This is a genomic window from Sandaracinaceae bacterium, assembly GCA_016706685.1.
Lineage (GTDB): Bacteria > Myxococcota_A > Polyangia > Polyangiales > Houyiibacteriaceae > JADJJE01.
Genome location: JADJJE010000058.1, coordinates 22,743 through 41,548, shown reverse-complemented (window position 1 = coordinate 41,548; position 18,806 = coordinate 22,743). Strand labels below are relative to the sequence as shown.

The following is an 18,806-nucleotide window of genomic DNA, read 5'->3' as shown; positions in this document are numbered from 1 at the left end:
CCCCTAGCTTGGGGCGCCGAGATTGGAGGACGATTAGAGCGGCCTTAGACGTCGCTGAGCGGCGCCGGGAGCCGCAGCGTGAGACGCGCCCGCAGCCCCCCGAGCGGTGAGCGCTCGAGCACGCAGTCCCCCCCGTGGCGGCGAGCCACCTCGCGCGTGATGGAGAGGCCGAGGCCGAGGCCCTGGCGGTCGAGTTCACGCGCCCGTCCCCCGCGCACGAAGCGGTCGAAGAGCACCTCGCGCTCGGACTCCTCCACCCCGGGGCCCGCGTCGTCCACCGTGAACTCGGCGAAGTCACCGCGGCGTGCCACCTGCAGCACCACGTCTCGCCCGGGTGCGTGGCGCGCCGCGTTGCGCAGCAGGTTGCCGAGCGCCGCCTCCACCAGCGAGCGGTTGGCTTCGATCTCGGGGTCGTCGTCGAGCTGCACGGTGACCGTGTTGCCCGCGGCGCGCAGGGTCGCGGCCTCGGCAGCGAGCGCGTTGGACGCCACCTCCCCCGCGCGCATCAGCTCGTGGCTGCGCCCGAGGTCACTGGCGTCCACGCGCGTGAGCGCCGTCAGCCCCTCCACCAGCTGGCGCAGGCGGAGCACGTCGTCGCGCATGGACGTGAGCACCTCCTGATACGCCTCGGCCGAGCGTGGGCTGCGCAGCGTGACGTCCAGCTCCCCGAGCATGGCCGTGACGGGCGTGCGCAGCTCGTGAGCGGCCTCGGCGGTGAAGCGTGTCTGCGCGCGATACGACCGGTCGAGGCGCTCGAGCAGGCCGTTGAGCGCCACCAGCAGCGGCTGGATCTCGACCGGCGCGTCCTCGTCGAGGCGCTGGTCGACCCCGAACCCGGTCACGCGGCTGGCGCGCTCGCGAGCGCGGTCGACGGGCTCGAACGCGCGCCGCACCACCTGGAGCTGGACGAACGTGGCCACCAGCGCCGCCATGGCCGCGAGGAGCGCATAGACGCCCGCGAAGGGGCCCACGCTGCGTGCGAGGGTGACCACCGGGGCAGCGGCCGCGGCCAGCTCCTCGCGCTCTTCGTCCTCGTCGCCCTCCACCTCGAAGGGCAGCAGCACCATGCGCTGGTCGCCCACGGTGACGTGCAGCGGAGCCTCGCCGCGCAGCGCGGCCCGCGCCAGGGACGCGGAGACACGGCCGTCACCCGGCACCACGATCCAAGCGTCGATCGGCGCGCGACTGTGCTCGACCTCGACCTCGACGTCCACCTCGGGGTGCGCGCGTCCGTGCGCCGCGATGAGCAGCGCCTCGTCGAGCGCGCTGGTCTGACGCCGGTGCAGCACCATGGCGGTGGCCACGCCCACCAGGATGAGCGTTGCGCCCAAGATGGCCGTCCCCCCGAGCGCGATCTGCTTCGAGATGGACGTGCTCATCGGGGCTTGTCGTCCAAGACGTAGCCCACACCTCGCACGGTCTGCAGCAGCTTGTGGTCGAAGCCCTTGTCGATCTTGGCGCGCAGGTAGCTGATGTACACGTCCACCACGTTGGTGCGTGGGTCGTGCGACATGTCCCAGACCGCCTCGAGCAAGCGCGTGCGTGAGAGGACCACCCCGGCGTGCTCGGCCAGATAGCGCAGCAGCGCGTACTCCTGCGCGGTGAGGTGCAGCTCTCGCCCCGCCCGGTGAACGCGCCGGCTGGGCAGGTCGATGCTCAGGTCACCCACGTTCAGGGTGCCCGCGCTGGGCACCCGGCGCGTCACCGCGGCGATGCGCGCCAGGAGCTCCCCGAACTCGAAGGGCTTGACCAGGTAGTCGTCGGCGCCGCCGTAGAGCCCCTCCACCTTGTCCTCGGTCTGGTCGCGCGCGGTCAGGCAGATGACCGGGGTCACGTCGCCGTGCTGGCGCATGTCGCGCACCAGCGTGAGCCCGTCGCCGTCCGGCAGCATGCGGTCGACCAGCATGAGGTCGTAGGCGAGCGAGCGCGCCTCGGCGCGGGCCGCAGACAGGGTGCGGGCGACCTCCACGCGGTGGCCCTCCTCTCCCAACCCGCGCTGGAGAAAGCCGGAAATCTTTGCGTCGTCTTCGACCACCAGGATGCGCATGGAGACTGCTCAGCTCGCTTGCCAAGCGCACGCGAGAGCGAGAGCCTGAGACGCAATGACTTCCAAGACAAGCTCCAGCGCCGCAGTGAACCACGAGGTGGTGATCGTGGGCGCGGGCTTCTCGGGACTGGGCGCTGGTATCAAGCTGCGCGAGGCGGGCATCGAGGACTTCGTGATCCTGGACGCAGCCGACGGCGTGGGCGGCGTGTGGCGGCACAACACGTATCCGGGCGTGGCCGTGGACATCCCCTCGACCACGTACAGCTACTCGTTCGAGCCGAACCCGGACTGGTCGCGTGCGTTCGCGCCGGGGAGAGAGCTGCGCGCCTATGCCGAGCACTGCGCCGACAAGTACGACCTGCGCCGGCACCTGCGCCTCCACACGTACGTGGAGCAGGCGGTGTTCGACGAGCGCCTCGACGTCTGGCGGGTGCACACGAGCGAGGGCGTGATCACCACCCGCTTCCTCGTCGGCGCCGTGGGACCGCTCGACAAGCCGCACATACCGGACATCGAGGGGGTGGCGCGATTCGCTGGCCAGGTCATCCACACCGCGCGCTGGAACCACGACGCCGACCTGCGCGGCAAGCGCATCGCGGTGATTGGGACAGGGGCCTCGGCGCTGCAGCTCATCCCCGAGATCGCCGGAGGCGCGCAGCAGCTCGACGTCTATCAGCGCACCGCGATCTGGGTCATGCCCAAGGTGGACTTCGCGATTGCCAGAGAGGTGCAGGCGCTCTTCGAGGCCGCGCCGCCCACGCAGCAGCTGATGCGCGTGGTGACCAGCGCCGCCACCGAGGTGATCATGGTGCTGGGCGTGGTGCAGCACACCAAGTTCCCGTTCTTGGTGCGCGCCATGGAGCGAGTCTGCCTGGAGCACCTGCAGCGTCAGGTGAAGGACCCCGAGGTGCGTCGCAAGCTCACCCCGCGCTACTCGTTCGGCTGCAAGCGACCGTCGTTCTCGAACCGCTACCTGAGCACGTTCAACCGCCCGAACACCGAGCTGATCACCGAGCCCATCGCGCGCATCACGGAGCACGCCATCATCACGGCGGACGGCCGGGAGCGCCCCATCGACACGCTGATCCTGGCCACTGGCTTCAAGGTGCTGGAGCTGGGCGCTATGCCCGCGTTCCCGGTGGTGGGCCTCTCTGGCGTGGAGCTGGGAGCCTACTGGGACCAGCAGCGCTACCAGAACTACGAGGGCATCTCGGTGCCGCAGGCGCCCAACTTCTGGCTCATGAACGGGCCCTACTCGGTCACGGGTGCCTCGTGGTTCAGCATCATCGAGGCCAACGTGCGGCACATCGTGCGCTGCATCCGCGAGACGCAGCGGCGCTCGGCCACGCGCGTGGTGGTGAAGCAGGCGCCCCACGACGCCTACACCGAAGACATGCGGCGCCGCATGGAGAGCACCATCTTCACGCAGCCAGGCTGCGCGGCCTCCAACAGCTACTACTTCGACAAGCACGGCGACTCGCCGTTCGTGCGGCCGCACACGGGCCTCCGGCTGTGGTGGCAGAGCGGCCATTTCGACCTCGAGGACTACGCCTACTCGGGCCCTCGCCATTCAGCGCGCTCGCTTGCGGCCGCCGAGCGCGGGTGAGACGCTGCCCCGCATGACCACGCTCACGCGCCTCGCCCTGCTCTTTGTGTTCGTCGCGGGCTGTGACGCGCAGGGAGCCTGCACCCACTCCTACGGGACCCCCAACGTCACGTTCGAGTGCCGCGGCGGGACCTTCGAAGTGACCTGCGTGGGGACCGACCCGGCTCGAAGCGCCGCGCCGCCCTACGAGTGCACGTGCCGCGCGCCGGATGGCGCCACCACCACGTTCGCGGCCGCGAGCGAACTCTGGACCTACAACGCGTCCACCGACTTCTCGGCGGGCTACGCCGCCGTGAACGCGGGCTGCCACTGGGAGCTCAGCCACTGAGGGGCTAGCGGAACGCGCCCACGTGGTGCGTGCCGCCCGCGAGCTCGCCCAGCAGCTTCGCGCCGACCATCAGGCCGTCGGGTGTGGGGATGCCCAGCCAACGGACGTCGAGCTTGCCAGCCTCGCTGAGCAGGAGGACGCCGTTGAGTTCGCCCAGCAGGCGGAGCGCGTACTCGCTCAGGAGGCCGGTCGGGAGTCCGTCTGCGGTGCCGTCGCGAACCACGATGCGGAAGGGCGGGAGGTCGCGGGAGGTGGGCAGGGTCAGCCAGATGCGCGGGGCGGACTTCACCCACTGGAGCGTGGCAGTCGCCTCGCCGTGGGCGGTGGTGAGGCGCAAGCGCCGCGCAGGCGGTTTGGTTCGCGGCCCCGATGCTGGTACCAGGGTCACCTCGGGCAGCGCGGCGAGAGCCTCGAACTCGGCAGCCCCTGTAGATGCCAACGCGCCAACGAGGTCCAGAATGGCGTCGAGATGTTGGGTCTCCTCGCCCGATCCTGCCAACGTCAGGGTCACATGGGTGCCGTCGGAGTGCATCGTTGCGGCGGGGAGCCTCCGTGTGAACGCCCGCTGGAGCGGGATCGTCCACACCCTCCTGATGTCATCGAGGTGAGCGCCCTTCACGACGAACGCGTAGCGAAAGCCCGGGTCTCCGAGCTCGAGGTCTGCAGTCCGATGTTCCGCGCGACGCCTGAGAGAATGCCAGCGGGCGTCACCTCGAACGTCGGGCCTGCGCCGAGAGAGAAGCGCGCGCGGCCGCGAGTGACGGGAATGGCGTTACTGCCGCTGGTACGCGTCGTCCGGTCCAAGCGCACCACCGCGTGGGCCACGCGGACATCCACGGAGTCGGGAGGAGTCGCAGCCGTGACCTGCCCCGGCAGTTCGTTGCAAGTGCCGCCCCGCCTCTGGGCCAACGCACGCCATATAAGCGCCCTTCGACGGTTCTGCCGCTTCTCCATGACGGCGGACACGACTCCGACCCCCACGAAGACGAGCGCTCCCACGACGACGAACGGCTCCATGCGGAGCACACTGCGCCGCGCGTCAACCGACCGCAACGGCAACGAGTGTATCCGTTCAGATAGATTCATATCCGGTTGCGCGGGACGATTCGGGGCGCTCATCCAAGAATCGCTGCAAATCCCGCATGGCACGCCCGTTGCTCTAGTCCTCCGCAGAGATTCAACGAGGACCACGCCATGACCCGCTACGCAAAGTACATGAAGCACGGCAGCACCCCGCAGTCGCAGCCGGCGTCGCCCAAGCAGGCCCGCAACGCGGCCGGCGGGTACGCCTTCGTGGTGTCCCCGTGGACGCGCCTCGAGCGCTTCCTGATCCTCGGTGCCGAGGGCGGGACGTACTACGCCAGTGAGCAGAAGCTGGTGTTGGCGAACGCTCGCGGTGTGGCGGCCTGCCTGGACGAGGACGGCGTGCGCGCAGTGGCGATGATCGTCGCCATCAGCGAGGCGGGTCGCGCTCCGAAGCAGAGCCCGGCCATCTTCGCGCTGGCCATGGCGTGCGCTCACCCGCACGACGTGACGCGCACGGCGGCCCTCGCGGCACTGCCGCGCGTGTGCCGCACGGGCGCTCAGCTCTTCGAGTTCCTCACCACGGTGCAGGAACTGCGAGGCTGGGGTCGTAGCCTCCGCAAGGCGGTGTGCCGCTGGTACATGGCCAAGACGCCCGATGCGCTCGCGTATCAGGTGGTCAAGTACCGGCAGCGCGCGGGCTTCTCGCACCGAGACGCGCTGCGCCTCGCGGGTGGCGCCGTGGGTCCTCGCTCGCTCGAGCAGGACGCGGTGCTGCGCTACCTCACCACGGGCACGAACGGCTTCGGCGCGCGCGCCGTGGTGCGCTCGGGCAAGACCACGCACTACGATGCGATCCCGATCGAGGCGCTGCCGCGCCTCGTGCTGGCCTTCGAGGAGCTCCAGGGGGAGACCGACGAGGCGCGGGCGGCGCAGCTCATCACCGATCACGGGCTCACGCACGAGATGGTGCCCACCACGCTCCACGGCTCGCCGTTGGTGTGGCGCGCGCTGCTCGAGCAGATGCCCATGACGGCGATGCTGCGCAACCTGGGTCGCTTGACCACGCTCGGCGTCTTGGCGCAGGGCTCTGAAGGCACACGGCTGGTCGTGTCCCGTCTTCACGACGTGACGCGCTTGGCGAAGGCGCGCGTGCACCCCCTGTCGGTGCTGGTGGCGCTGAACACGTACCGCATGGGCCACGGGGTCCGCGGTGGAAAGCAGTGGAAGCCCGTGCCCCAGGTGGTGGCTGCGCTCGAGAGCGCGTTCGACCTCACCTTCGGGGTGATCCCCGCTACCGGGGCGCGGATGCTCTTCGCGCTGGACGTGTCCGGCTCGATGGGTTGCGGGCAGGTGGCCGGGATGACCGGCATCACCCCGCGCGTGGGCTCGGCCGCCATGGCCATGGCCACCATGCGGGCAGAACCGAACTGGATGGTGATGGGCTTCTCGCACGAGCTCGTGCCCCTCAACCTGCACCCGCGCATGTCGCTCGAGCAGGTGATCCAAACCGTGGCGGCCGTCCCGATGGGCGCCACGGACTGCGCGCAGCCCATGCTGTGGGCCGCGCGAACCCGCACCAAGGTGGACGCCTTCGTGGTGTACACCGACAACGAGACCTGGTTCGGCAAGGTGCACCCGCACCAAGCGCTGGACCAGTACCGCCAGCAGCTGGGCATCGCGGCGAAGTTGATCGTGGTCGGCATGACCGCGACCAAGTTCAGCATCGCAGCCCCCGACGACCCGAGCATGCTCGACGTGGTGGGGTTCGATACCGCGGCGCCGCGCGTGATGGCGGACTTCATCACGGGGTGAGCCCCTGACGCTCCTCGGGCGGACGGTACGGAGAGCCAGCCGTCCGTCCGAGGACCCTTTGATCCTCACTGCACCGTAGCTCAGTCGGGTAGAGCAACAAAAAGCGGCCTTCAGCAACTTGACCGTCGCGCATGCGCGGTCCGAATGAGAGTCGTTATCGTCAAACACGGGTTGGTCGTGGGTTCGAATCCCACCGGTGCAACCACTTGGAGCGGGCCGAAGCGGACGGGTTATCATTAGGGTTGATCAGTCCCGTTCGCGTCCCTTGCCTGCTTCTTCTATCTTCGCGCGCTCGCATGCTTCGCCACACCCCTCGAGAAGCTCACGACCAGGTCGTGCACGTGTCCCCGCACTCCGGCCGCCGCTACGTCATGCGGGTGGCCACGCTCGCGGACCGCGACGCGCTGGCCGACGTCTATCTCACATGCCGCCGCCACACCTTCACGTGGGTGGACCCCAGCCAGTACCAGCGCACCGACTTCATCGAGGACACGGACGGCGAGCGTGTGCTGGTCTGTGAGTTCGCCGGACAGATCGTGGGGTTCAGCGGTGTGTGGCTGCAGGACAGCTTCCTGCATCACCTCTTCATCGTGGAAGCCCACCAAGGCCAAGGCGCAGGCCTCGGCCTGCTGCGCACCACCATGCGCGACATCCCTGGCCCCGTGCGCCTCAAGTGCGTGGTGCAGAACGAGCGCGCCCTGCGCTTCTACACGAAGCTCGGCGGCGTGATCGAGGCCACCAGCGAGGACGGTCCGGAAGGGCCGCACTCCATGCCCCCGCCCCCCCCATGCGACTCCCCAAGGAGGTCCCTTGCGTTTCCGTTCGGTCCTGGCTGGGCTGAGTCCGCCCGCAGGAGCGATCGGGTGATGCGGCCGGGAGCCTCCGACCGGTTTCGACGCGGCGCCTGACCTCGACATGGGAGCGGCCCGCTCGGGCCTCGAGACTCCCGCCCCTCATGTTGAGCGACGAGGGGTGACGGCGCCGCCGGGTGAGCCGACCCCGGCTTCGTTCAGGTGCGCGTCATCCTCGCGGGATGCCCGTGACGCGCTCCCTGGACTTGGTCCCCCCTCGGGATGCTCCCACGATTCGAGGGCCTTCCACTTCGTTCCTGGTCTGTGGCTGGCCGACCTTCGGCCGTGTTGGTGGCCGCGCACGACGAGCTACCCAGGGGCACGGCCTGCTAGGCGCGGCGACTGTGGGGGGGCGGGGGGGGGGGGGGGCGGTGCGTGGTGACGAGCCTGACGTGCACGGCTTCCGCCATGGGCTGTGCTCTTACCGCGGGCCTGTCCCACTGCCTACCCAGAACTCGCCGTGGATCGTGGGCGTGGGGCGGTGTGCTGGCGCAAGCAGCGATGCCTGGCGGCGTGTCACTGCTGGGGACTGGTCGCTGGCGCCTGGGCCAGGGCCCGGGCGACGGGAGGTGCTGGGACCGCCGAGCGCCGGGATGGTGCACGTGTTCACCCGCGTGAGCGCCATCATCGCGGTGATCAACCTGCTGCCGCTGAACGGCCTCGATGGCGGGCGCGCGTGGAAGCTGCCTGGGTTCTGGTGGCGCCGCGTGCGTCACCGTCGCCCGTCGTCACCGCACCCCGACGACCTCGCGGCAAGCTTCGCCGCGAAGATCCGCCAACGCGAGCCCGGCCCGTTCCGCAAGGAGCCCGAGGAAGAGGTTGGGCGCGTGGTGCGCATCGAGCGTGGCCCAGACGGGCAGGTGCGCGTGGTGGCCATCGACGACGGCGAAGACCGCGAGCGCCTTCACTGAGCTCAGTCGCCGCAGTACGCCTCTTCGTTGGTGGCGTCGCGGCACGTGGTGTCGCAGATCAGCGTGGCGCACTCGGAGGCGCGCACGCAGGCCAGGCCGTTGGCCTTGAGGGGCTGGCAGGTGCCGCTGGTGATGAACTGGAAGGCGGCGCTGCAGCGCAAGCCCGGCGCGCACTCCGCGTCGAAGGTGCACTCGGCCGCCAGAGGGGTGGGTGGCGCGCACCGCCAGTCGGGTTCTGCCGCCGTGCCCATCTGCGTGCACACTCCGTCGTCCTCGCAGGCGAAGAGGTTGGGGAGGTCCAGGATGTTCGGGTCGCAGGGCTCGCCGAACGGGATGGTGCCCGCCAAGATGCGAAGGAGGCCGCTCGGCGCGTTGGACCAGGTCTCGATGCCGGGGTCGCACGCGGCCACCAGCTCGCGCGCCTCGGCCAGCGCGAGGCCAGCCTGATTGGCGTCGTAGCCAGTGCGGGGGTCGATTCCGAGGGCCCCGAAGTCGCTGGCGCAGTCGCGATCCGCCGTGCGGAGGCACATGTCGAAGTCGAGCGCCGGCTGTGGGCAACAGTCGCGCAGCCCGGTGCAGGCGATGTCCGCGAGCTCGGCGCAGAACTCCGTGGCGGCGACGGGGACCACATCACTGCGATGCCGGTCCGTGTCCAGCACGATGGTGCAGGCCGCGAGCAGGGCGACCGCCAGCAGCCCGCAAGTGCGCGCCAGGTGGAGCATGGTCCGCATCAGAACGTCCCTCCGGCCGCGAGGCCCCAAGCGCCCGCTGGCCCGCCGATCAAGGGCGCCACCTGCACCGAGGCGCCCGGCTCGTCCGCCTCCTGCGCATTGTCGAGGATGTCGGCGCGCTTTCTGCGCTGCACGAGGAAGACGATGAGCCCTGTGGCGGCGCCCACCCCGCCGATGACCAGCGAGACGTCGGCCGTGGCCGAGTAGGCCCGCAGCCGGCGGACGTCCGACTCCGTGCAGAACTCGCCCACTTCGGCGCCGCAGCTGCGGCCCACGCGGCGGTCTTCGCGCGCGGCCAGGGCCGCGAACGTGGCAAAGCTGGCGAGGCCTCCGGCGCCGACCACGAAGCCCACCGTGGCTCCGGAGCTCACGCGCGGGGCGCCGCGAGCGGCCTCCTCTTCGGCCTCGCGAGCCCGGCGCTCGGCCTCGGCCAGCCGCTGGGCTTCTGCGGCCTCGGCTGCCGCAGCGACGCGCGCCTGCTCTTCGGCCGCCAGCCGCGCGGCCTCGGCGTCGGCGATCTCTTGGCGCAGCAGCACCAGACGCGCCTCGAGCGCGGGCCGCTCGTCTTGCGGAACCACGTGGGACTCGAGGTACTCCGACAGCGCCTCTTGGGCCCGCGTCAGCTCACCCGCGCGCTGGGCCGCCGTGTAGATGTTGTAGAGGAACTCGGGCGAGCGCATGGCCGCGTAGGCCCGCTCGAAGGCGTCCATGGCCTCGCGGTAGCGGCCGTGCTCGTAGTGCTCGCTGCCCTCCTCGAACGCGGCGCGAGCGGCCGCTTGCTGCGAGCCCGGCGCCCTGCGCCCGGCCTGCGCGGCTGCAGCGCTCGAAAAGAACAGGGAGACGATGACCAGGATCAGCGAAGCGTGGCGAAGCACTGGCGAACGATAGCAACGTCCACGCGAGAACACGACCACGCCGAGCACGGCCTCCACCCTTGCTACCCGAGCACCTTCATCACGGCCGCCAGCACCTCGTCGTGGATGGGGCCGTTGGTGGCGATGACACCCGAATTGCCGGCCAGCGTTCCACCGCGCCCGAAGTCGAGTGGCGCGCCGCGCACGTCGGTCACGCGCCCGCCGGCTTCCTCCACCACGATGAGCCCGGCGGCGTGGTCCCAGATCTTCTCTTGGTAGTCCTTCCGCGTGGGAAGCCGCAGGTAGATGCTGGCGTCGCCGCGCGCGAGGCCCGCGTACTTGGCCTGGCTGTCCATGCGCAGCCCCGGCGCCGTGATGCCCAACGCCTGCGCGATTTGCACGCTCTGGTCCTGGTCGCTGTGGCCCGCCTCGACCGACTCGCAGAAGCGCGCCTCCGAAGCGTCCTGCACGGTGCTCACGCGGATGGCCACGCGCTTGCCATCGCGGAAGAGCGGCTCCGAGAAGGCGCCCTGGCCGCGGGCCGCCAGCATGAGCACGCCCTCGTCTTCGGCGTCCATGTCCACGGGCAGGCGCGGGCAACCGAGCGCCCCCACGACCACCTGGCCGTCGTGAATCAGCGCGAGCGCGATGGCGTACTGCTCGGAGCGCAGGAAGCCCTTGGTGCCGTCGATGGGATCGAGGGTCCAGTAAGTGCCGCTGGCCCGGCCGCCCGCGTCGAGGGGTGGCGTGTGGCCGCCGAGGTCGATGAAGCCCAGCACGTCTTCCTCGCTGAGCTCCGCGCCGAGCACCCCGCGGGCGTGCTGGACCACCTGGCCACGGCGCGTGGTGGCGTCCTCGCCGCGCAGGTCGGCGGCGTCCTCTTCGCCCACCATGGCGCGCACGGCCGAGCCGGCCAGCGAGAGCGTGGCGGCCACCACGGCCTGCGAAGCGAAGTCGGCCACGGTGACGGGGCTCTTGTCGCTCTTCTCGAGCGTGCTGGCGTGCACCAGGTCCGCCTGCACCGCGCGGGTCACGAGGGCGGCGGCCCGCACGGCACGACGCGCGTGCTCGAGCTCGGCCGAGAGATCGAAGGGCTGGCTGGTAGACATCTCCGCCAGATAGCACAGCCATCTGGCGACCGCTGGTCAGCGCTTGCTGGGCCGCGAGGAGCGACGCGACGCCTGGTAAGACGGCGTGGCCGCGAGCCAGGCATAGGCCGCCGGCTCTGCTGGGACGAAGCGCTCGGCGGCGCAGACATCCAGGAGCATGGAGGGAGCGCTCGGGGTGTGCTTCAGCGCCAGGAGCTTGTCGCGCGTGTCGTTGGCCATGGGCTGTGGCAGCGCCAGCGTCCCCACCATGGCGTCATAGGGGAACGGGCCGGTGCGCTCGAGCACGCGCAGCCCCGCTGCACGCGGGCCCACCAGGTCGTCCAAGGCACGCCGCACGGACTCGTCGGCGGTGTCGCGCAGCTGCCCGTAGACCGACGCCAGGTCCGCTTCGTTGTCCAGCACGGCCGCGAGCGCGCGCGAGTAGCTGCCGTAGAACTCCTGTGAAGCGAACAGCGTGGCCGCGTCCAGGCCGTAGCGACGAATCTGGGAGAGCGCAGCCAGATGCCCGCTCATGGAGAGCGGGTCCACCCACGCCGCGCGACGACCTTCCAACTCGGCAATGGACGCCGCCTGGTCACCCCGCCGGACGATGATGGCCCCGCGGCTGGAGCACACCCCCTGACGCTGCGCGGTGAGCGCGAAGCGCGTGGAGGCGTGCAGCCCCGCGAACACCACCGGCGGCGTCCACGCGAGATCGGTCTCACCGGCCCGCACGGCGTCCACCATGTGGCCGTAGGTGGGCGCCACGGTGATGACCACGGTGCGGCCCAGCCAGTCGCTCATCCACTCGGCCAGCAGCGACACGCGAGCCTGCGTGGCGAGCTGGTTGCGGTCGGGCGGCAGCAGGAATCTCACGCGCGAACGATACTCGCGCGGGCGCGGCGCTGCTAGCATCGTGCGATGCAGACCGAGCACTACGACTTCGTGATTGTGGGATCCGGCTTCGGCGGCAGCGTTTCAGCGCTTCGCCTGAGCGAGAAGGGCTACCGCGTGCTGGTGCTGGAGAAGGGCCTGCGCTTCGGCCGCAAGGACTTCCCCACCAACAACACCGACTTCAAGCGCTGGTACTGGCGGCCTCAGATGGGGGCCAAAGGGATCTTCCAGATGAGCTTCTTCGATCACGTGACCGTGGTGCACGGCGTGGGCGTGGGCGGCGGCTCGCTGGTCTATGCGTGCACGCACCCCACGCCCAAGGACGACTTCTTCGGGGCCGAGTCGTGGAAGCACCTGGCGGACTGGAAGAGCGAGCTCGCGCCGCACTACGACACGGCCACCCGCATGCTGGGCGCCGAGCCCAACCCGTGCGACGAGATCGGCGACCGGATCGTGCGCGAGATCGCGGCGGACCTGGGCCGCGCCGACCACTACGAGAAGACGCGCGTGGCCATCTACTTCGGCGAGAAGGGCCAAGAGGGCAAGGAGGTGCCGGACCCGTACTTCGACGGCAAGGGCCCCTCGCGCGTGGGCTGCATCCAGTGCGGCGCGTGCATGACGGGCTGCCGCGTGGGCGCCAAGAACACGCTCGACCTCAACTACTTGTACCTGGCCGAGCGCCTGGGCTGCGTGGTGCGCCCGGAGACCGAGGTGGTGGCCGTGCGTGAGCTGGCGGGCGGGGGCTACGTGCTCGAGACCAAGTGCTCCACCGAAGACCGGGACTACGTGGACTTCAGCGCCGACAACGTGGTGTTCGCGGGCGGCGTGCTGGGCACCGTGCCGCTCTTGCTGGCCATGAAGGCGGACCCAGAGGGCCTGCCGCGCCTGTCCGACCGCGTGGGCGACTTCGTGCGCACCAACAGCGAGTCCATCATCGGGGTGTGCGCCGAGGACGACAAGGTGGACTACGCCAAGGGCATCGCCATCTCGTCCATCGTGCACACGGACGACCACAGCCACTTCGAGATCGTGCGCTATGGCAAGGGCTCGAACTTCTTCCAGCCGTACTTCCTGCCGCACGCGCCGGGCAAGTCGTTCGCGGGTCGCGTGGCCGAGACCGTGCGCATCCTGCGGCGGCACGGCGGGCGCTACCGCGCCATGAAGCGCGCCAAGGACATGGCCTCGCAGAGCACCATCATGCTGTACATGCGCACGCTCGAGGGCTCGCTGAAGCTGCGCCTGGGCCGCAGCCCCATGACCGGCTTCGCGAAGGGGCTGGTCACCAAGCTGGACCCGGGTGAGAAGGGCCCCGAGGCCTTCATGCAGGAGGCCACCGACATCGCGTGGCGCTTCGCCGAGAAGGTGCGCGGCATCCCCACGAGCCTCGCCACCGAGACGCTGTTGGGCACGCCCAGCACGGCGCACATCCTGGGCGGTGCCTGCATGGGTACCTCCGCCAGCGACGGCGTCATCGACGCACAGCACCGGGTGTTCAACTACCCGGGGCTGTTCGTGATCGACGGCGCGGCGGTGTCGGCCAACCCGGGCGTGAACCCGTCGCTGACGATCACCGCGATGGCCGAGCGCGCCATGGGCTTCGTCCCGCCGAAGGCAGACGCTCGCACGGCCTGAACCGTCAGGGCGTGGCCAGGTCGATGCCACCGAGGATGCGGGGCTCGTTGAAGCCGCTCGGCCGGTACTCGTGGGTGGTGGTCTCGCCGCTGGTGAAGCAGGTGATGGGGATCTCCTGGCCACCCACGCGCGGCGCGCACAGCTGCTCGAGCGCGGGCCCGAAGCGGCGGTTGACCAACACGTCGCCCGCGACCGACACCACGCGGGTCCTCCCGAAGCCGCCGGAGAGCGCGTAGCCCGCGCGCTCGGCGTGGGCGAACTCGTTGGTGAACTCGGCGTCCAGGAAGAAGGTCACCGAGACGTCCACGTCGCCGTCACCATCCACGTCGCCATCAGCGGGCACGGTCACCTGCTGCGGCGTGCCCAGGCGGAAGGGCACCATGGTCCCGTCCTCGAACGTGAGCATGCCGTCCACGCCCAGCACCTCGAGGGCCACCACGGACGACGCGGCGCTGCGGAACACCACGTCCGTGTTGAAGATGGCGTAGTCCATGGTGGCGATCATCCCGGAGCTCGAGTTGTTGCCGCCCAGCTGGTACTGGAAGCTGCCCGTGTTGGAGGGCAACCCCAGCTGCCGCGCGATGCTGAACCAGTAGTCGTCCCAGTCGATGACGATGTCGTGGCCGTCCACCTCGATGGGCTCGGCCACGGTGAGCACGAAGCGACCCGGGTCGTCCAGCTTGCCTGCGGTCCACGCGAACGAGTCGGTGCCCCACTGGTCGCGGAAGCTGGTGGTGATGTTGCGGCGGTCGAACGCTACGGCGCACGTGTCGGTGACCAGGTTGTCGCAGCCCGCGAGGTAGAAGTTCACGTTGCTGAGCCGCATGCCGAACTCGAACGCGAGCCCGGGTGACGTGCCCCACAGCGCGGCGCCCTCGTCCACAGGCGTGGCCGACGACGTGAGCGTGAACGTGGAGCCCGGCGCCACCTCGTCCGGGATGCCCAGGTGCACGTCCACCGGCACGCTCGCGTTCCACGACCCTTCGTCATAGACCACGGAGGTGCTGGCGCAGAACGTCCCGCTGTACTCGGCCTCCACCGACATGGGTGCGCTGGGCCAGCCGCCGTTCCACGACGTGGAGAAGTTCTCGGTGTGGATCGCGTCGCTGGCCGGCACCGTGTAGCAGTACTCGGTCTGGCCCGAGGTCGTGAGGCCGAAGATCTCGAGCCCGGCCGACGTCTGGGCCAGGTCGTCGTCGCGCGTGGACCACTCCCGCAGGTCGAACGTCAGGCGCAGGTCGCGCTCCACCACGTCGATGTCGCCCACGTGCACCGTCACGGCGCGCTGCGTGGACAAGCCGGCCGCGTCCGTGGCCGTGAACGAGAGCTGGTGCAGCGCGGCGCTCTCGAAGTCGAGCGTGGCGCCCATGGCGAGGGTGACCTCACCCGTGACGGGGTCAATGGCGAACAGGCCCGCCGGGTCGGTGGCCACCGAGTAGGTGAGCGTGTCGCCCGCGTCCACGTCGCGCGCGCCGATGTTGCCAAAGGGGCCGGGCGTGCCCTCTTCCACGTTCCACACCAGGGCTCCTTCCGGAAAGCCAGGGGCCTCGTTCACGTCGGCCACGCTCATGGGGATGCTGGTGAGGGTCTCGAGGCCGCTCTCGTCCGTGACGCTCACCACCACGGCCCACTCGCCGCGCTGCGCCTCGAAGTCGAACCACGCGGGCGACGTCACGCTGAGCGCGCCCGTCGCGCTGTCGATGGCCAGCGCCCCGCTCGGGTCGGCGCTCATGGCGAACAGCATGGCGCTCGAGTCACCGTCGGGGTCCACCGCCGTGACGGCGCCCAGCACCTGTCCTGCCGTGGGGTTCTCGGGGACTGCCCATGGCGCGTCCGACACGGTGGGCGGGATGGCCGTCTCGAGCGTGACCTCCACCCGCAGCTCGGCGTCTCCCGAGCGCAGCACCCGGTAGGTGCGCCCGCTCACCGCGAGCAGGCCGTGGGACATCCAGCCGTCGCCCGGGGTGGTGAGCAGCCGGCCGCTGCCCTGCACGGTGACGCGCGAGTGGTCCGACACGCGCAGCGCGGTGATGCGCGAGACCGTGAGCGTCTGGCCGCTGAGGGCAAAGCGCTCCACGCCCTCCACCCGGCTTCGCACCGTGCGCAGGTCGAGGTCGCCCGAGCTGCTGGCGAGTGTGAGCGTGTCTTCACCCCGGCCGCCGCGCACCCGGCGGAACGTGGCGTCGCCCAACTCCATGAGGTCGTCGCCTTCGCCACCCGAGAGGCACGTCGGCGCCGCCCAGGCCCACCAGCAAGTCGTCGCCGCGGCCGCCCACCAGAGACTGGCTTTCCACCGTTCCGCGCAGCACGTCGGGCTCGCTGCTGCCGCGCAGGTCGATGGCGCCGTGGGTGTCCGTGCCGAACACCACCAGCACGCGGCCCGCGTCCCAGCCCGCGTCGCTGTCGAAGCCGGGCGCGCCCAGCACGAGGTCGTCCAAGCCGTCGCCGTCGATGTCGCCGCTGGTGAGCTCCGCGCCGAGGTTCTCGTTGTCCTGCGTGCCCGCCACCACGAAGCCGCCCACCCCGGCCAGCAAGCTGGTGGCCGACACGCCGGGCGTCAGGCCCGGCCCACCGTAGATCACGTACACGCGCCCGCGATTGGTCAGCTCGCCCACGGCGGAAGCTGCGATGTCGTCGTAGCCGTCGCCGTTGAGGTCACCCACGATGCGCGCGCGCCCCGAGGTGGTCGTGAAACTGATGGAGCCGGGCACCGCGAAGCCGCGCCCCGAGTTGTCCACGGTCTCGTCGGTGCGCAGCGTGCCATCGTCGTCCGTGGCGCGGCCGAAGAGCACGTTCATGAAGGTGTTGCGGTCGAAGTCGCGCGCCACGAACGCCAGGTCGTCGAAGCCGTCGGCGTTCACGTCGCCACCCCCGCCCGAGGGCAGGCCCACGCCGAAGCGTCCCGTGGTGGTGGTGCCGTTGAACGAGAAGTTCCCCAGCAGCACGCCCCACATGCCGCTCGCATCCGGGCTCGGGCTGGCGAGGCGCAGCGAGCGCCGGCGCGCGCCGCCCCGCAGGATGTGGGCCACGTTGGTGGCGCTCAGGCCGGAGCTCGGAGCCAGCAGGTCGTCGTACCCGTCGCCATCGAAGTCTCCTGCGTTGGCGAGGTGGGTGCCCCAGCGCGAGGGCGCCGAGGCGCTGTTGCTCTCGTTGGGTCCGAACGCGGCGATGCCGTCGATGCCGTCACGCGGACCGGGGTTCGACACCTCCACCGCGCCGCAGCCGCGGTTGTAGATCTCGCCCACGTCGAGCGGCTCGTCGCCCGCGCGACCGTAGATGAGGAAGACCGAGCCCTCGTCGTCGTTGCCGTGGTTGGGCGCGCTCACCGCGAAGTCACCGAGCCCGTCGCCGTTGGCGTCGCCCACGCTCACCAGCCGGTGACCCGCGATGTCGGCGTTGGTGGCGCGCCCAGGGGCCGGGATCATGCGCATGGCCTGGTCGAGATCGCGCCTGCGCCCGCACTCACCGAACACCGTGAAGCCGGCCACGTCCAGCGTGCCGCCCGCCAGCGGGTCGTGCATCAGACCCGCACCGCTGATCACGTAGGAGCGCCCACGCCACAAGTTGCCCACCAGCTCGTAGGGCGCGCTGGCCACCAGCTCGCCCAAGCCATCGCCGTTCACGTCGCCCAGCCACGCGAGCCCCGCGCCAAAGCCGGCGCCCGCGGGGCCGGTGTCTTCACCGTCCAGCTCGCCCACGTTGCGAATGGTGGGGCAGGCCGACACCAGATACGGCGTGCAGCCCATGGTGGCCACGTCGTAGGAGCCCGAGGTGCCGGCGATGACGAAGCCGCCCGTGCCCATGCGCAGCTCCTCGAGATCGGTGGCGGACACCAGGTCGCGTCCGTGCGCCACGTACACCGCGCCGGCTTGGGTGGCCGTGGTGGTGCTGGTGTCCGGGGCCCCGATGGCGATCTCGCCGAGGCCATCGCCGTCTAGGTCGTCCGTCACCGCCAGCGAATAGCCCGCTCGCCCGAAGGGGGTCAGGGCCTCGAGCGACCACGTGGAGGGGCGCACCGTCTCCTCGCGCGAGTCGACCACGCGCGGATCATTCTGACCATCGGTGACGGTGGCGGAGCAGCGCACCACGGCGCCCGACGGGAGCGTGTCGGTGTCCAGCGTGGGCGCAGTGCCGGCGGGCACGTCATCCACGAACCACGCGGTGCTGAACGCGGGGGTGGGGTTGCAGTCGTCGCTGGCGGTGACGGTGCACGAGAGCAGCTCGCCCGCACGCACGTGGCCAGGGATGACCACGCTCGCGCTGGGCGGCTCGTCCGCGGCCACCATCTCGTTGGAGGCCACCGCGCTGCCGTACACCAGCACGCCGCCATCCATGCTGCCGTCGGTGGCGTCCACCACGCAGCCCACGGTCTGACCCGGCATCACGGCGCCGACGGGGAGCTCGGCGCCGCTCGCTGCGACAGCCTGGCCGTCCACCTCCCACGCGTAGCGCAGCGTGACCGCGTCGCCCTGAGGGTCGGTCACACCCACGGCGGTGCAGGTGAACGCGCGGCAGGCCGAGCCGCCCGTCAGCTCCACGCTTCCGATGGTGGGCGCAGTCGGCCCGGGGGGGCCCATGTCTTCGGGGCCCCCATCGAGGCCAGCGTCCGCGCCCGCGTCGGGGTCCACGCTCCCATCGGCGCCCGCGTCTGTCCCGGGGTCCACGCCTTCGTCGGCACCCCCATCGAGGCCAGCGTCGGTGGCGCCTGCGTCAGTGGCGCCTGCGTCGAGCGCTGCATCCTGGCCACCGTCGAGAGCCGCGTCTTGACCAGCGTCGGTCCCGCCGTCGACGTCCGCGTCCGGCCCGGCGTCTGCCCCGGGCGCAGCGCTCGAGCCGCAGCCAGCGAGCGGTGCCCAGGCCAGCAGCGCCAGCACGGGCAGGAGCGAGAGCACGCGGTGCAGCGTGAAACCGAGGCGCAGCGGAGCGGAGGCGAGCATGGCCCACCGTAAATAGCATGCACCCATGTTTGACTGCACGACGAAAATTGACGTTTCATCATTTTTCCGCACAAGGCGCGCCGATGGTA

The 18,806-nt window shown here is 70.6% G+C and carries 15 protein-coding genes and 1 tRNA gene; 7 read left to right on the top strand and 9 right to left on the bottom strand.

The window, feature by feature from the left end; genetic code table 11:
• Positions 1–44 precede the first annotated feature (44 nt).
• Positions 45–1,379 carry a hypothetical protein gene (locus tag IPI43_34375; GenBank protein ID MBK7779151.1) on the bottom strand — a complete coding sequence of 445 codons (1,335 nt, stop codon included), beginning with the start codon at positions 1,377–1,379 and terminating at the stop codon, positions 45–47.
• Positions 1,376–2,047, bottom strand: a complete 672-nt coding sequence (locus tag IPI43_34370; GenBank protein ID MBK7779150.1) for a response regulator transcription factor — start codon at positions 2,045–2,047, stop codon at positions 1,376–1,378. The genes IPI43_34375 and IPI43_34370 overlap by 4 nt, the downstream gene beginning before the upstream one ends.
• Before the next feature lie 55 nt (positions 2,048–2,102).
• Here IPI43_34370 and IPI43_34365 point away from each other — a divergent pair, with 55 nt between their 5' ends.
• The gene (locus IPI43_34365) at positions 2,103–3,653 is read left to right on the top strand and encodes an NAD(P)/FAD-dependent oxidoreductase (protein ID MBK7779149.1); all 1,551 of its coding nucleotides are present in this window, start codon (positions 2,103–2,105) and stop codon (positions 3,651–3,653) included.
• Positions 3,654–3,666: 13 nt separating this feature from the next.
• The gene (locus tag IPI43_34360; GenBank protein ID MBK7779148.1) at positions 3,667–3,981 is read left to right on the top strand and encodes a hypothetical protein; all 315 of its coding nucleotides are present in this window, start codon (positions 3,667–3,669) and stop codon (positions 3,979–3,981) included.
• A 4-nt stretch (positions 3,982–3,985) separates the two neighbouring features.
• On the opposite strand, the gene IPI43_34355 is transcribed toward IPI43_34360, so the two are convergent.
• Positions 3,986–4,318, bottom strand: a complete 333-nt coding sequence (locus tag IPI43_34355; protein ID MBK7779147.1) for a hypothetical protein — start codon at positions 4,316–4,318, stop codon at positions 3,986–3,988.
• 857 nt (positions 4,319–5,175) lie between these two features.
• Here IPI43_34355 and IPI43_34350 point away from each other — a divergent pair.
• From IPI43_34350 to IPI43_34335, 4 genes are all read left to right on the top strand, one after another.
• Positions 5,176–6,819: a TROVE domain-containing protein gene (locus tag IPI43_34350; protein MBK7779146.1), complete on the top strand. Its 1,644-nt coding sequence runs from the start codon at positions 5,176–5,178 to the stop codon at positions 6,817–6,819.
• A 69-nt stretch (positions 6,820–6,888) separates the two neighbouring features.
• Positions 6,889–7,024: transfer RNA gene (locus tag IPI43_34345), tRNA-OTHER, on the top strand.
• Positions 7,025–7,160: 136 nt separating this feature from the next.
• Positions 7,161–7,727: a GNAT family N-acetyltransferase gene (locus tag IPI43_34340; GenBank protein MBK7779145.1), complete on the top strand. Its 567-nt coding sequence runs from the start codon at positions 7,161–7,163 to the stop codon at positions 7,725–7,727.
• 512 nt (positions 7,728–8,239) lie between these two features.
• Positions 8,240–8,581: a hypothetical protein gene (locus IPI43_34335; protein MBK7779144.1), complete on the top strand. Its 342-nt coding sequence runs from the start codon at positions 8,240–8,242 to the stop codon at positions 8,579–8,581.
• Between the two features lie 2 nt (positions 8,582–8,583).
• Here the strand turns inward: IPI43_34335 and IPI43_34330 are convergent, their stop codons facing one another.
• From IPI43_34330 to IPI43_34315, 4 genes are all read right to left on the bottom strand, one after another.
• Complete coding sequence (locus tag IPI43_34330; GenBank protein MBK7779143.1) at positions 8,584–9,312, bottom strand: hypothetical protein; 729 nt, start codon at positions 9,310–9,312, stop codon at positions 8,584–8,586.
• Positions 9,312–10,187, bottom strand: a complete 876-nt coding sequence (locus IPI43_34325; GenBank protein ID MBK7779142.1) for a hypothetical protein — start codon at positions 10,185–10,187, stop codon at positions 9,312–9,314. The genes IPI43_34330 and IPI43_34325 overlap by 1 nt, the downstream gene beginning before the upstream one ends.
• Before the next feature lie 62 nt (positions 10,188–10,249).
• The gene (locus tag IPI43_34320; protein ID MBK7779141.1) at positions 10,250–11,275 is read right to left on the bottom strand and encodes a 3'(2'),5'-bisphosphate nucleotidase; all 1,026 of its coding nucleotides are present in this window, start codon (positions 11,273–11,275) and stop codon (positions 10,250–10,252) included.
• 36 nt (positions 11,276–11,311) lie between these two features.
• Positions 11,312–12,130, bottom strand: coding sequence for a phosphate/phosphite/phosphonate ABC transporter substrate-binding protein (locus IPI43_34315; protein ID MBK7779140.1), 819 nt, complete (start codon positions 12,128–12,130; stop codon positions 11,312–11,314).
• Between the two features lie 45 nt (positions 12,131–12,175).
• Here IPI43_34315 and IPI43_34310 point away from each other — a divergent pair, with 45 nt between their 5' ends.
• Complete coding sequence (locus IPI43_34310) at positions 12,176–13,780, top strand: GMC family oxidoreductase (GenBank protein MBK7779139.1); 1,605 nt, start codon at positions 12,176–12,178, stop codon at positions 13,778–13,780.
• Between the two features lie 4 nt (positions 13,781–13,784).
• Here IPI43_34310 and IPI43_34305 read toward each other — a convergent pair whose 3' ends face one another.
• Both IPI43_34305 and IPI43_34300 read right to left on the bottom strand, forming a co-directional pair.
• Positions 13,785–15,977: a cadherin repeat domain-containing protein gene (locus tag IPI43_34305; GenBank protein ID MBK7779138.1), complete on the bottom strand. Its 2,193-nt coding sequence runs from the start codon at positions 15,975–15,977 to the stop codon at positions 13,785–13,787.
• Positions 15,928–18,717, bottom strand: a complete 2,790-nt coding sequence (locus IPI43_34300) for an FG-GAP repeat protein (GenBank protein MBK7779137.1) — start codon at positions 18,715–18,717, stop codon at positions 15,928–15,930. The genes IPI43_34305 and IPI43_34300 overlap by 50 nt, the downstream gene beginning before the upstream one ends.
• Between the last annotated feature and the right edge of the window lie 89 nt (positions 18,718–18,806).

What these genes read in the sequence shown, in the direction of transcription:
- IPI43_34375 (MBK7779151.1), bottom strand. Translation starts at nt 1,379, where the DNA reads ATGAGCACGTCCATCTCGAAGCAGATCGCGCTCGGGGGGACGGCCATC.
- IPI43_34370 (MBK7779150.1), bottom strand. Translation starts at nt 2,047, where the DNA reads ATGCGCATCCTGGTGGTCGAAGACGACGCAAAGATTTCCGGCTTTCTC.
- IPI43_34365 (MBK7779149.1), top strand. Translation starts at nt 2,103, where the DNA reads ATGACTTCCAAGACAAGCTCCAGCGCCGCAGTGAACCACGAGGTGGTG.
- IPI43_34360 (MBK7779148.1), top strand. Translation starts at nt 3,667, where the DNA reads ATGACCACGCTCACGCGCCTCGCCCTGCTCTTTGTGTTCGTCGCGGGC.
- IPI43_34350 (MBK7779146.1), top strand. Translation starts at nt 5,176, where the DNA reads ATGACCCGCTACGCAAAGTACATGAAGCACGGCAGCACCCCGCAGTCG.
- IPI43_34330 (MBK7779143.1), bottom strand. Translation starts at nt 9,312, where the DNA reads ATGCGGACCATGCTCCACCTGGCGCGCACTTGCGGGCTGCTGGCGGTC.
- IPI43_34320 (MBK7779141.1), bottom strand. Translation starts at nt 11,275, where the DNA reads ATGTCTACCAGCCAGCCCTTCGATCTCTCGGCCGAGCTCGAGCACGCG.
- IPI43_34310 (MBK7779139.1), top strand. Translation starts at nt 12,176, where the DNA reads ATGCAGACCGAGCACTACGACTTCGTGATTGTGGGATCCGGCTTCGGC.
- IPI43_34305 (MBK7779138.1), bottom strand. Translation starts at nt 15,977, where the DNA reads ATGGAGTTGGGCGACGCCACGTTCCGCCGGGTGCGCGGCGGCCGGGGT.
- IPI43_34300 (MBK7779137.1), bottom strand. Translation starts at nt 18,717, where the DNA reads ATGCTCGCCTCCGCTCCGCTGCGCCTCGGTTTCACGCTGCACCGCGTG.